Below are 12,383 nucleotides of genomic sequence, written 5' to 3'. Positions count from 1 at the left end.
TAATCATGACGACGAACCCCTATTCGCTATTGGCTATTCGCTATTCGCCCTTCGGCAGCGCCGGAGTTCAGGCATGACCGAGCATAACATCCGCAACTTCGCGATCAATTTCGGGCCGCAGCATCCGGCGGCGCACGGCGTGCTGCGCCTCGTGCTGGAGCTCGACGGCGAGGTGGTCGAGCGCGTCGATCCGCATATCGGCCTGCTCCATCGCGGCACCGAGAAGCTGATCGAGTACAAGACCTACCTCCAGGTCACGCCGTATTTCGACCGGCTCGACTACGTCTCGCCGATGAACCAGGAGCACGCCTTCTGCCTGGCGATCGAGAAGCTCGCGGGCATCGAGGTTCCGCGGCGGGCCCAGCTCATCCGCACCCTGTTCTGCGAGATCGGCCGGCTGCTCTCCCACCTCCTGAACGTCACGACGCAGGCGATGGATGTCGGCGCGCTGACGCCCCCGCTCTGGGGCTTCGAGGAGCGCGAGAAGCTGATGATCTTCTACGAGCGGGCCTCGGGCGCCCGGCTCCACGCCAACTACTTCCGTCCCGGCGGCGTACACCAGGACCTGCCGCCCGCGCTGATCGACGACATCGAGGCGTTCTGCGACCCGTTCCTGCAGGTGGTGCAGGACCTCGACGACCTCGTCATGTCCAACCGCATCTTCAAGCAGCGCAACGTCGACATCGGCATCGTCTCGGTGGACGAGGCGATGGCCTGGGGCTTCTCCGGCCCGATGGTGCGCGGCTCCGGCATCCCGTGGGATCTGCGCAAGTCGCAGCCCTACGAGTGCTACGAGGAGATGGAGTTCGACATCCCCGTGGGGAAGAACGGCGACACCTACGATCGCCAGGTGATCCGCATGGAGGAGATGCGGGAATCCGTGAAGATCATGCGGCAATGCTGCGTCAAGCTGCGCGAGCCGGCGGGGCAGGGGCCGATCGCCTCGATCGACGGCAAGTTCGCGCCGCCGCCGCGCCGGGAGATGAAGCGCTCGATGGAAGCGCTCATCCACCACTTCAAGCTCTACACGGAAGGGTTCCACGTGCCCGCCGGCGAGGTCTACGCCGCGGTCGAGGCGCCCAAGGGCGAGTTCGGCGTCTACCTCGTTTCCGACGGCACCAACAAGCCGTATCGCTGCAAGATTCGCGCTCCGGGCTTCGCCCACCTCCAGGCGATGGACTGGATGTGCCGCGGGCACCTGCTCGCCGACGTGTCCTGCGTGCTCGGCACGCTCGACATCGTCTTCGGCGAGGTGGACCGGTGAGCTGGAAGGGCCAGAACTGATATGTCGAACCGCAGGCTCGCCCCCGCCGCCGAGCAGCCCGAGAGCTTCGCGTTCACGCCGGAGAACGCGGACTGGGCCAGGGGCCAGATCGAGAAGTACCCGGAGGGCCGCCAAGCCTCCGCCGTGATCCCGCTGCTATGGAAGGCGCAGGAGCAGAACGGCGGCTGGCTGCCGCGCCGCGCGATCGAGGCGGTGGCCGACGAGCTCGGCATGCCGCACATCCGCGTGCTCGAGGTCGCGACCTTCTACACGATGTTCGCGCTGGAGCCGGTGGGCCGGTTCTGGATCCAGCTCTGCGGCACGGTGCCGTGCGATTCCTGCGGCGCGCGCGAGCTGAAGGACATGCTGCACGCCCGCCTCGGCGCGCCGGGGCACGTGTCCGCCGACGGCAACTTCTCCTGGCTCGAGGTCGAGTGCCTCGGTGCCTGCTGCAACGCGCCGATGGTGCAGATCAACCAGGACTACTACGAGGACCTGACGCCCGAGAGCCTCGGCCGGCTGATGGACGACCTCGCCGCCGGCCGTCCGGTCAAGGTCGGCTCGCAGACCGGCCGCGTCTCGTCGGAGCCGCAGGGCGGCGCCGCGACGCTGACCGACGCGACGCTGTTCGACGGGTCGCGCGTCGGTGCCTGGCGACAGCGCTTCGAGGACAAGAGCAAGGCCGAGGGCGAGGAGGCCCGGGGCAAGGACGAAGCCGCCTCGACCGAGGCGCGCGCGGCGAGCGAGCCGAAGATCGCCAAGCCCGATGCCGGCCGGGCCGTCGAGCGCCCGGCCGCCGACGCCCCGGCCCAGCGCGCCGCGGACGGCGATGTGCCGACCAAGGCCGACGACAAGGCCGACGCCGACGTCCTGGATTCGCCGGCCAAGCGCGTCGTCGAGGGCGAGCCCGCCGGCGCCGAGGCGGGCGCGCAGTCCGACCTGCCGCGCGACGCGGTGCCGCCGCAGCCGGAAGCCTCGGGCGCGAGCGGGGCCGCGCCCGCCGCGGAGCCATCGAAGCCCGACGCGGCGCCGTCCAAGACCGACCCGGCCACCTGAGACACGGAAAGCCAAAGCCATGCTGGCCGATCAGGATCGCATCTTCACCAACCTGTACGGGTTGCACTCGCCGGGCCTCGAGGCCGCGCAGAAGCGCGGCGCGTGGGACGGCACCAAATTCCTTCTCGAGATGGGCCGCGACTGGATCATCGACGAGATGAAGGCCTCGGGCCTGCGCGGCCGCGGCGGCGCCGGCTTCCCGACGGGCCTCAAGTGGTCGTTCATGCCCAAGAAGTCGGACGGGCGGCCGCACTACCTCGTGGTCAATGCCGACGAGTCCGAGCCCGGCACCTGCAAGGACCGGGAGATCATGCGGCACGATCCGCACCTCCTGATCGAGGGCTGCATGCTGGCCTCGTTCGCGATGGCGGCGCATGCTTGCTACATCTACATCCGCGGTGAGTACGTCGCCGAGAAGCACGCGCTGCAGCGGGCGGTCGACGAGGCCTACGCCGCCCGGCTCGTCGGGCAGGACAACGTCCACGGCTACCCGTTCGACATCTACGTCCACCACGGCGCCGGGGCCTACATCTGCGGCGAGGAGACGGCGCTGCTGGAAAGCCTCGAAGGCAAGAAGGGGATGCCGCGCCTCAAGCCGCCGTTCCCGGCCAACATGGGCCTCTACGGCTGCCCGACGACGGTGAACAATGTCGAGTCGATCGCGGTCGCCGGCACGATCCTGCGCCGCGGCGGCGCGTGGTTCGCGGGCTTGGGCGGCAAGAACAACACCGGCACCAAGCTGTTCTGCGTCTCCGGCCACGTCAACAAGCCGTGCAACGTCGAGGAGGAGCTCGGGATCACCTTCCGCGAGCTCGTCGACAAGCATTGCGGCGGCATGCGCGGCGGCTGGGACAACCTGCTGTGCTCGATCCCCGGCGGCTCCTCGGTGCCGCTGGTGCCCGCCGAGCAGATCATCGACGCGAAAATGGACTTCGACACCCTGCGCAACCTCGGCTCCGGCCTCGGCACGGCGGCGGTGATCGTGCTCGACCGCTCGACCGACATCGTCCAGGCGATCGCCCGCATCGCGTACTTCTACAAGCACGAGTCCTGCGGGCAGTGCACGCCCTGCCGCGAGGGCACCGGCTGGATGTGGCGGGTGATGCTGCGCATGGCGGAAGGCCGCGCTCAGAAGCGCGAGATCGACATGCTGCTCGACGTCACCAAGCAGATCGAGGGTCACACGATCTGCGCGCTCGGCGACGCGGCGGCCTGGCCGATCCAGGGCCTGATCCGCCATTTCCGCCCCGAGATCGAGAAGCGGATCGACCGCTACAGCGCCAACCCGCATTCCGATGCGGTGCCGATGGCCGCGGAGTGAAGCCGATGACCGATCAGCCCGACAACCTGATGCTCGTGTACCTCCGTCGCATCGATGAGAAGGTAGATCGGCTGAGTGCCGACATGCACGATGTGAAGGTGCGCATGTCCGGCATCGAAGAGAATCTGGCCGGCGTCCATGGCCGGATCGACCGTCTCGAACTTCCGGTCGAGCGGATCGAGCGCAGGCTCGATCTCGCCGACACGACGCACTGAGAAGCGCGCATGACCAAAATCCTCGTCGACGGCATCGAGGTCGATGTTCCGGCCGAATTCACCCTGCTGCAGGCCTGCGAGATGGCGGGCGCGGAGATCCCGCGCTTCTGTTTCCACGAGCGGCTGTCGATCGCCGGCAATTGCCGGATGTGCCTGGTCGAGCTGAAGGGCGCGCCGAAGCCGGTGGCCTCCTGCGCCTACGCGGTCAAGGATTGCCGGCCCGGCCCGAACGGCGAGCCGCCGGAGGTCCTCACGCGCTCCGGAACGACGAAGAAGGCGCGCGAGGGGGTGATGGAGTTCCTCCTCATCAACCACCCGCTCGATTGCCCGATCTGCGACCAGGGCGGCCATTGCGATCTGCAGGACCAGGCGATGGCCTACGGCGTCGACTCGACCCGTTACGGCGAGAACAAGCGCGCGGTCGAGGAGAAGTACATCGGCCCGCTGGTGCGGACCGCGATGAACCGCTGCATCCACTGCACCCGCTGCGTCCGCTTCCTCGCCGAGGTCGCCGGCGTGCCGGATCTCGGCGCGATCGGCCGCGGCGAGGACATGGAGATCACGAGCTACCTCGAGGAGGCGATGGGCTCGGAGCTGCAGGGCAACGTCGCCGACCTCTGTCCGGTCGGCGCCCTCGTGCCCAAGCCGCAGAGCTACAACATCCGCCCGTGGGAGCTGTCGAAGACCGAATCGGTCGACGTGATGGACGCGGTCGGCTCGGCGATTCGCGTCGACGCCCGCGGCCGCGAGGTCATGCAGATCGAGCCTCGGGTCAACGAGGACATCAACGAGGAGTGGATCTCGGACAAGACCCGCCACCCCGTCGACGGTCTGCGCGTCCAGCGCCTCGACCGGCCGTACCTGCGCGAGAACGGCCGCCTGCGCCCCGCCTCCTGGGGCGAAGCCTTCGCCGCGATCGCGGCCAAGGTGAAGGGCACCGATCCCAAGCGCATCGGCGCGCTGGTCGGCGATCTCGCTGGGGTCGAGGAGACCTACGCGCTCAAGAGCCTGATGACCGCGCTCGGCGTCGCCAACCGCGATTGCCGCCAGGGCGGCGAGCGGCTCGATCCGGCCTGGGGCCGCGCCGCCTACGTGTTCAACCCGACGATCCCCGGCATCGAGGCGGCGGACGCGATCCTGCTCGTCGGCGCCAACCCGCGGACCGAGGCGTCGCTCCTCAACGTCCGCATCCGCAAGCGCTGGCGGATGGGGCCGCTCGCGGTCGGCCTGATCGGCGAGGCCACCGACCTCACCTATCCCCACACCTATCTCGGCGCCGGCACCGACACGCTGACGGCGCTCGCCAAGGGCGAGCACAGCTTCCTTGAGATCCTGAAGGGCGCCGAGCGTCCGCTGGTGATCGTCGGTGCCGCCGCGCTCGCCGATTCGGCGGTGCTCGCCGCCGCCGCCGCGCTCGCCAAGGACGTCGGCGCCGTCACGCCGGCGTGGAACGGCTTCGGCGTTCTGCACACCGCGGCCGCCCGCGTCGGGGCGCTGGATCTCGGCTTCGTGCCGGGGGAAGGCGGGCTCGACTTCGCCGGCATGATCGCGCCCGGCGCCCTCGACGTGGTGTTCAACCTCGGTGCCGACGAGTGCACGGTCGGGGCCGGCGCCTTCGTGATCTACCAGGGGACCCACGGCGACCGCGGCGCCTCCCGCGCCGACGTGGTGCTGCCGGGCGCCGCCTACACCGAGAAGAGCGCGACCTACGTCAACCTCGAGGGCCGGGTTCAGCAGGCCAACCGCGCCGGCTTCCCGCCGGGCGACGCCCGCGAGGACTGGGCCATCCTGCGCGCGCTCTCGGACGTGCTCGGCCACCGCCTGCCGTTCGATTCGCTGGTGGCCCTGCGCCGGGCGCTCTACGCCGAGCACCCCCACATGGCCGCCATCGGCAGCGTCGAGCCGGGCGACACGGTCGCGGCGGTCGATCGCCTGGCCGGCCTCGGCGGCGAGGTCGCGAAGGCGACCTTCGCCTCGCCGGTGCTCGACTTCTACCTCACCAATCCGATCGCGCGCGCCTCGCGCGTGCTCGCCGAATGTTCGAGCCTCGCCCGCGGGCGCGCCCTCGAAGCCGCCGAGTAAGGGGCCGCCATGACACCTTGGGAAACCGTGGGCCTCGTGCTGCTGCTGGCGCTGAAGAGCTTCCTGCTGCTCGCCTGCCTGCTCGTCTTCATCGCCTACGCGCTGCTTGCCGACCGCAAGATCTGGGCGGCGGTGCAGCTGCGACGCGGGCCGAACGTGGTCGGCCCGTTCGGCCTGTTCCAGTCCTTCGCCGACCTCTTGAAGTTCGTGCTGAAGGAGCCGGTGATTCCCGCCGGCGCCAACAAGGCGCTGTTCCTGCTGGCGCCCCTGGTCTTCGCGACGCTGGCGCTCGCGGCCTGGGCCGTGATCCCGCTCGCGGAGGGCTGGGCGCTGGCCGACCTCAACGTCGGCATGACCTACATCTTCGCGATCTCGTCGCTGGGCGTCTACGGCGTCCTGATGGGCGGCTGGGCCTCGAACTCGAAATACGCCTTCCTCGGTGCGCTGCGCTCGGCGGCGCAGATGATCTCCTACGAGGTCTCGCTCGGCTTCGTGATCATCTGCGTGCTGCTCTGCGCCGGCTCGCTCAACCTGTCGAAGATCGTCATCGCGCAGGACACCTCGCTCGGCATCCTCGGCTGGTACTGGCTGTGGCTGTTCCCGATGTTCGTCGTGTTCTTCATCTCGGCGCTCGCCGAGACCAACCGTCCGCCCTTCGACCTGCCCGAGGCCGAATCGGAACTCGTCGCCGGCTACATGGTCGAGTACTCCTCGACGCCGTACCTGCTGTTCATGCTCGGCGAGTACGTGGCGATCATGACCATGTGCGCGCTCGGCACGGTGCTGTTCCTCGGCGGCTGGCTCTCGCCGATCCCGTTCGCGCCCTTCACCTGGGTGCCGGGGCTGATCTGGTTCGCGCTCAAGGCCAGCTTCCTGTTCTTCATGATCGCCATGGTGAAGGCCATGGTGCCGCGCTACCGCTACGACCAGCTCATGCGGCTGGGCTGGAAGGTTTTCCTGCCCCTTTCGCTCGCCTCGGTCGTCGTCGTCGCCTTCGTGCTCAAGCTGACCGGCCTCGCTCCAGGTGCATGAGTGACGTCGTGCGTGAGCCTCACCCAGGAATCGGAGATCGCGGCATGAAGCTCGATCAGGTCGCCAAGGGCCTTCTGCTGAAGGAGTTCGTCTCGGGGTTCGTCCTCGCGATGAAGTATTTCTTCAAGCCGAAGGCGACGATCAACTACCCCTTCGAGATGGGCCATCGCGGGCCGCGCTTCCGCGGCGAGCACGCGCTTCGCCGCTACCCGAACGGGGAGGAGCGCTGCATCGCGTGCAAGCTGTGCGAGGCGATCTGCCCGGCGCAGGCGATCACCATCGAGGCCGGCCCGCGCCGCAACGACGGCACGCGCCGCACCACGCGCTACGACATCGACATGGTGAAGTGCATCTACTGCGGCATGTGCCAGGAGGCCTGCCCGGTCGACGCCATCGTCGAGGGGCCGAACTTCGAGTTCTCGGTCGAGACCCGCGAGGAGCTGCTCTACGACAAGGAGAAGCTTCTCCTGAACGGCGACCGCTGGGAGCGCGAGATCGCACGAAACCTCGCGATGGACGCCCCCTACCGCTGACATCCCCGCCCCGTCGCCGGCGCCGCGGGTTGTGCGGCGCGGGAGCGGGTTCTATAGACGGCCGGCCGGGTCCGGACCGTTTTTGCGGACCGTTTTCTCATGAGGCAGAAGGGGCCGCTCCGGCGGCCGATCCCGACAAGCGCATGACCGCAGCCGCCGCCTTCTTCTACCTGTTCGCGGGCCTCACCATCGCCTCGGGCTTCATGGTGATCGCGTCCCGCAATCCCATCGCCTCGGTGCTGTTCCTGATCCTGGCCTTCGTCAACGCGGCCGGCCTGTTCGTGCTGATGGGCGCCGAGTTCCTGGCGATGATCCTGGTCGTGGTCTACGTCGGTGCGGTCGCGGTGCTGTTCCTGTTCGTCGTGATGATGCTCGACGTGGATTTCGCCCAGCTCCGGCAGGGGTTCCAGCAGTATCTCCCGGTCGGCGCGATGATCGGCGCGGTGTTCCTGATCGAGCTTCTGCTGGTCGTCGGCTCGTGGACGATCGATCCCGGCCTGGTGCAGGCGCCGCTCGGCAACGTGGCGGCGGGCGAGCACACCAGCAACACGGTGATCCTCGGCCGGGTGCTGTACACGGAATACGTCTACTTCTTCCAGATCGCCGGCCTGATCCTGCTCGTCGCGATGATCGGCGCCATCGTGCTGACCCTGCGCGACCGCCCCGGCGTGAAGCGGCAGAACATCGCCCTGCAGAACGCGCGGACCCAAGGGGACGCGGTCGAGACCCGGAAGGTGCCCTCGCGCCAGGGCGTCGAGGTCTGATGGCCGCGGCTCGGACGGCTTGGGCGACCCTGAAGACTTGGGCGGAGACAGCACGATGATCGGCCTCAGCCACTACCTCACGGTCGCCGCGATTCTGTTCACGCTCGGCGTGCTGGGGATCTTCATCAACCGCAAGAACGTCATCGTCATCCTGATGTCGATCGAGCTGATCCTGCTCGCGGTCAACATCAACTTCGTCGCGTTCTCGACCTACCTGAACGACATCACCGGCCAGGTCTTCGCCCTGTTCGTGCTGACCGTCGCCGCGGCCGAGGCCGCGATCGGGCTCGCCATCCTCGTGGTGTTCTTCCGCAACCGCGGCTCCATCGCGGTCGAGGACATCAGCATGATGAAGGGCTGAGCGGGGACCCCCGCGACGTCCTTCCGCCAGAAACCCGCTGCCCCGCGAGGCCGGACCGCACGATGTATCACGCGATCGTCTTCTTCCCGCTCATCGGCGCCCTGATCGCCGGGCTGTTCGGGCGCTTCCTCGGCGCGCGGGTCTGCGAGTACGTCACCACCGCCTGCCTCGCCTTCTCGGCGCTCCTGTCCTGGGGCGTGTTCATCGAGGGCGACCACGCCACGCGGGTGCAGGTCGCGACCTGGTTCACGGCCGGCGACCTCACCGTCGACTGGGCCTTCCGCATCGACACGCTGACCCGGGTGATGCTCGTCGTCGTCACCACCGTCTCGACGCTCGTGCACCTCTACTCCGTCGGCTACATGGAGGAGGATCCGCACCGGCCGCGCTTCTTCGCCTACCTGTCGCTCTTCACCTTCGCCATGCTGATGCTGGTGACGGCCGACAACCTCGTGCAGATGTTCTTCGGTTGGGAGGGCGTCGGCCTCGCCTCCTACCTGCTGATCGGGTTCTGGTACGAGAAGCCCTCTGCGAACGCGGCCGCGATGAAGGCCTTCATCGTCAACCGCGTCGGCGATTTCGGCTTCTCGCTCGGCATCTTCCTGGTCTTCGTGCTGTTCGGCTCGGTCGCCTTCGACGGCATCTTCCCGCGGGTGAACGAGCTCAAGGACGCGCAATTCCACTTCCTCGGCCAGGACTGGCACGCGCTCACCCTGACCTGCCTGCTGCTGTTCATGGGCGCGATGGGCAAGTCGGCGCAGTTCCTGCTCCACACCTGGCTGCCGGACGCGATGGAAGGCCCGACCCCGGTCTCGGCCCTGATCCATGCCGCGACCATGGTCACCGCCGGCGTCTTCATGGTGGCGCGCCTGTCGCCGCTGTTCGAGCTCGCGCCCGACGCGCTGGTCTTCGTCACGGTCATCGGCGGCATCACCGCCTTCTTCGCCGCCACCGTGGGCCTGGTGCAGAACGACATCAAGCGGGTGATCGCGTACTCGACCTGCTCGCAGCTCGGCTACATGTTCGTCGCGCTCGGCGTCGGCGCCTATTCCGCCGGCATCTTCCACCTGTTCACCCACGCCTTCTTCAAGGCGCTGCTGTTCCTCGGCGCCGGCTCGGTCATCCACGCGATGCACCACGAGCAGGACATGCGGAACATGGGGTCCTTGCGCCGCTACATCCCGTTCACCACGGCGATGATGGCGATCGGCACCCTCGCGCTCATCGGCTTCCCCTTCACCGCCGGCTACTATTCCAAGGACGCGATCATCGAGGCGGCCTACGCCTCGACGCGTCCCGGGCACACCCTGGCCTTCCTCGCCACCGTGATCGCGGCGTTCTTCACCTCGTTCTACTCCTGGCGCCTGTTCTTCCTCACCTTCGAGGGGCCGGCCCGCTGGGGGGCGCATGCCCACCACGACGACCACGCGGCGCCGGCCGTCGCCCACGCGTCCGCGGCCCACGAGGCCGACGGCGCGCCCGGCCACACCGAGGGCGTCGCCCACGACGATCGCGGCCACGACGTCGAGCCGGCGCACAAGAGCGACCTCGTCGCCGACGACCATCACGGGCACGGCCATCACGGCGATCACACGCCGCACGAATCGCCCCTGGTGATGACGATCCCGCTCGGCGTGCTCGCCTTCGGCGCGCTCTTCGCCGGCCTGATCTTCAAAGACCGCTTCATCGGCGAGGGCATGGAGGCGTTCTGGGGCCACGCGCTGGCGCACGGCCCCGACAACCACATCATGCACGACATCCACCACGTGCCGGCGCTCGTCTCCTACGCCCCGTTCATCATGCTGGTGCTCGGCTTCGTGCTGGCCGTCGTGATGTACATCCGCCGGCCGAAGCTGCCGGCCGAGCTCGCCGCGCAGCAACCGGTGCTGTACCGGTTCCTGCTCAACAAGTGGTACGTCGACGAGCTCTACGACCGGATCTTCGTGCGCCCGGCCAAGGATTTTGGCCTGTTCCTGTGGAAGCAGGTCGACGGCCGCGCCATCGACGGCGCCGGCCCGGACGGGATCGCGGCCCGCGTCGTCGACGTGACCCGCGGCGTCGTCCGCTTCCAGACCGGCTACGTCTACCACTACGCCTTCGTGATGCTGATCGGCGTCGCGGGCATCCTGAGCTGGTACCTGATGGCCGGCCTGCCGAAGCCGGGGGGGCACTGATGGGCCTCGCGTCGCAAGCCGCCCTCACGAACGGGATGGATCGCTAGATGTTCGGCTTAGGGCTCCTCTCCGGGCTGCTGATCGTGCCGCTCTGCGGCGCGGCCTTCATCCTGACCTTGTCGGGCGACGAGAAGGCGGTGGCAAAGAACGCCCGCTGGGCGGCACTCGCCACCACGGTCGTCACCTTCCTGCTCTCGCTGGTGGCCTGGAACCGCTACGACGCGACCTCGGCGAGCTTCCAGCTGGTCGAGAGCCATGCCTGGCTCGCCGAGACGATCCGGTTCAAGCTCGGCGTCGACGGCTTCTCGATGCCGCTGGTGCTGCTGACGACGTTCCTGATGCCGTTCTGCATCGGCGCCTCGTGGCATTCCATCGAGACGCGAGTGAAGGAGTACTTCGTCGCCTTCCTCGTGCTCGAGACGACGATGATCGGCGTGTTCCAGGCGCTCGACCTGGTGCTGTTCTACCTGTTCTTCGAGGCCGGCCTGATCCCGATGTTCCTGATCATCGGCATCTGGGGCGGCAAGCGGCGCATCTACGCCAGCTTCAAGTTCTTCCTTTACACGCTGCTTGGCTCGGTGCTGATGCTGCTCGCCATCATGGCGATGTACTGGCAGGCCGGCACGACCGACATCCCGACCCTGCTCCAGACCCGCTTCCCCGTGGGCATGCAATGGTGGCTGTGGCTGGCCTTCTTCGCGAGCTTCGCGGTGAAGATGCCGATGTGGCCGGTCCACACTTGGCTCCCCGACGCGCACGTCGAGGCGCCCACCGCCGGCTCGGTGATCCTGGCCGGCATCCTGCTCAAGATGGGCGGCTACGGCTTCATCCGGATCTCGCTGCCGATGCTGCCGGATGCGAGCCACACCTTCGCGCCGCTCGTCTTCGCGCTGTCGGTGATCGCGATCATCTTCACCTCGCTCACCGCGCTGATGCAGACCGACATCAAGAAGCTGATCGCCTACTCCTCCGTGGCGCATATGGGCTTCGTCACCCTCGGCCTGTTCACCCTCAACGAGCAGGGCATCCAGGGCGCGCTGTTCCTGATGATCTCCCACGGCATCGTCTCCGGCGCGCTCTTCCTCGGCGTCGGCGTGGTCTACGACCGGATGCACACCCGCGAGATCGCCGCCTATGGCGGCCTCGTGAAGCGGATGCCGCTCTACGCGGTGGCGATGATGGTGTTCACCATGGCCAATGTCGGCCTGCCCGGCACCTCCGGCTTCGTCGGCGAGTTCCTGGCGATGATGGGGGCGTTCAAGGCCAACCCGACGGTGGCGTTCTTCTCGGTCTTCGGCATCATCCTGTCGGCCGGCTACGCCCTGTGGCTCTACGCCCGCGTGATCTACGGCAAGCTCGAGAAGCCCAACCTCCAGGGCATCCTGGACCTCGACAACCGCGAGAAGCTGATCCTCGCGCCGCTCGTCGCGCTGACGATCTACTACGGCGTCCACCCGGCCCCGATCCTCGACGTCTTCGCCCCCTCCACCGAGGCGCTGATGACGAGCATGAAGGCCGCCCTCTCGAACACGCAGACCGCGGCCGCCGCGCTGCCCCTCGCGCGCTGAAGGCAGGGCCAGA

At 68.1% G+C, this 12,383-nt stretch carries 11 protein-coding genes; all 11 read left to right on the top strand.

What is annotated here, in order from left to right:
• Positions 1-73 precede the first annotated feature (73 nt).
• The 11 genes from MKK60_RS24370 to MKK60_RS24320 all read left to right on the top strand — a co-directional run bounded on the left by MKK60_RS24370 (position 74) and on the right by MKK60_RS24320 (position 12,370).
• Entirely contained in the window at positions 74-1,264 is a 1,191-nt protein-coding gene (locus MKK60_RS24370) for an NADH-quinone oxidoreductase subunit D (protein ID WP_147728467.1), read from the top strand.
• A 21-nt stretch (positions 1,265-1,285) separates the two neighbouring features.
• Positions 1,286-2,320 (top strand): NADH-quinone oxidoreductase subunit NuoE, encoded by a 1,035-nt coding sequence (gene nuoE / locus MKK60_RS24365; RefSeq protein WP_243988876.1) that lies wholly within the window; start codon positions 1,286-1,288, stop codon positions 2,318-2,320.
• A gap of 19 nt (positions 2,321-2,339) precedes the next feature.
• Entirely contained in the window at positions 2,340-3,641 is a 1,302-nt protein-coding gene (gene nuoF / locus MKK60_RS24360; protein WP_147726111.1) for an NADH-quinone oxidoreductase subunit NuoF, read from the top strand.
• Positions 3,642-3,646: 5 nt separating this feature from the next.
• Positions 3,647-3,856: a hypothetical protein gene (locus MKK60_RS24355; RefSeq protein ID WP_243988875.1), complete on the top strand. Its 210-nt coding sequence runs from the start codon at positions 3,647-3,649 to the stop codon at positions 3,854-3,856.
• Positions 3,857-3,865: 9 nt separating this feature from the next.
• On the top strand, positions 3,866-5,938 hold the full coding sequence (gene nuoG, locus MKK60_RS24350; RefSeq protein WP_147842754.1) for an NADH-quinone oxidoreductase subunit NuoG: 2,073 nt from the start codon (positions 3,866-3,868) through the stop codon (positions 5,936-5,938).
• Between the two features lie 9 nt (positions 5,939-5,947).
• Positions 5,948-6,970, top strand: a complete 1,023-nt coding sequence (gene nuoH, locus MKK60_RS24345; protein ID WP_147726109.1) for an NADH-quinone oxidoreductase subunit NuoH — start codon at positions 5,948-5,950, stop codon at positions 6,968-6,970.
• A 44-nt stretch (positions 6,971-7,014) separates the two neighbouring features.
• Positions 7,015-7,503, top strand: coding sequence for an NADH-quinone oxidoreductase subunit NuoI (nuoI, locus tag MKK60_RS24340; protein WP_147726108.1), 489 nt, complete (start codon positions 7,015-7,017; stop codon positions 7,501-7,503).
• A gap of 143 nt (positions 7,504-7,646) precedes the next feature.
• Entirely contained in the window at positions 7,647-8,267 is a 621-nt protein-coding gene (locus tag MKK60_RS24335) for an NADH-quinone oxidoreductase subunit J (protein ID WP_147726107.1), read from the top strand.
• A 55-nt stretch (positions 8,268-8,322) separates the two neighbouring features.
• Positions 8,323-8,628, top strand: coding sequence for an NADH-quinone oxidoreductase subunit NuoK (nuoK, locus tag MKK60_RS24330; RefSeq protein ID WP_147726106.1), 306 nt, complete (start codon positions 8,323-8,325; stop codon positions 8,626-8,628).
• 62 nt (positions 8,629-8,690) lie between these two features.
• A complete protein-coding gene (nuoL, locus tag MKK60_RS24325; RefSeq protein ID WP_243988874.1) occupies positions 8,691-10,802 on the top strand; it encodes an NADH-quinone oxidoreductase subunit L in 2,112 nt (703 codons plus the stop codon).
• Positions 10,803-10,849: 47 nt separating this feature from the next.
• A complete protein-coding gene (locus MKK60_RS24320; protein ID WP_147842752.1) occupies positions 10,850-12,370 on the top strand; it encodes an NADH-quinone oxidoreductase subunit M in 1,521 nt (506 codons plus the stop codon).
• Positions 12,371-12,383: the final 13 nt, after the last annotated feature.

It is taken from the genome of Methylobacterium sp. J-092, from assembly GCF_022829325.1.
Lineage (GTDB): Bacteria > Pseudomonadota > Alphaproteobacteria > Rhizobiales > Beijerinckiaceae > Methylobacterium.
This window is presented reverse-complemented; position numbering and strand designations above follow the sequence as displayed.

What these genes read in the sequence shown, in the direction of transcription:
- nuoG (WP_147842754.1), top strand. Translation starts at nt 3,866, where the DNA reads ATGACCAAAATCCTCGTCGACGGCATCGAGGTCGATGTTCCGGCCGAA.
- MKK60_RS24370 (WP_147728467.1), top strand. Translation starts at nt 74, where the DNA reads ATGACCGAGCATAACATCCGCAACTTCGCGATCAATTTCGGGCCGCAG.
- nuoI (WP_147726108.1), top strand. Translation starts at nt 7,015, where the DNA reads ATGAAGCTCGATCAGGTCGCCAAGGGCCTTCTGCTGAAGGAGTTCGTC.
- nuoK (WP_147726106.1), top strand. Translation starts at nt 8,323, where the DNA reads ATGATCGGCCTCAGCCACTACCTCACGGTCGCCGCGATTCTGTTCACG.
- MKK60_RS24320 (WP_147842752.1), top strand. Translation starts at nt 10,850, where the DNA reads ATGTTCGGCTTAGGGCTCCTCTCCGGGCTGCTGATCGTGCCGCTCTGC.
- nuoL (WP_243988874.1), top strand. Translation starts at nt 8,691, where the DNA reads ATGTATCACGCGATCGTCTTCTTCCCGCTCATCGGCGCCCTGATCGCC.
- MKK60_RS24355 (WP_243988875.1), top strand. Translation starts at nt 3,647, where the DNA reads ATGACCGATCAGCCCGACAACCTGATGCTCGTGTACCTCCGTCGCATC.
- MKK60_RS24335 (WP_147726107.1), top strand. Translation starts at nt 7,647, where the DNA reads ATGACCGCAGCCGCCGCCTTCTTCTACCTGTTCGCGGGCCTCACCATC.
- nuoF (WP_147726111.1), top strand. Translation starts at nt 2,340, where the DNA reads ATGCTGGCCGATCAGGATCGCATCTTCACCAACCTGTACGGGTTGCAC.
- nuoE (WP_243988876.1), top strand. Translation starts at nt 1,286, where the DNA reads ATGTCGAACCGCAGGCTCGCCCCCGCCGCCGAGCAGCCCGAGAGCTTC.
- nuoH (WP_147726109.1), top strand. Translation starts at nt 5,948, where the DNA reads ATGACACCTTGGGAAACCGTGGGCCTCGTGCTGCTGCTGGCGCTGAAG.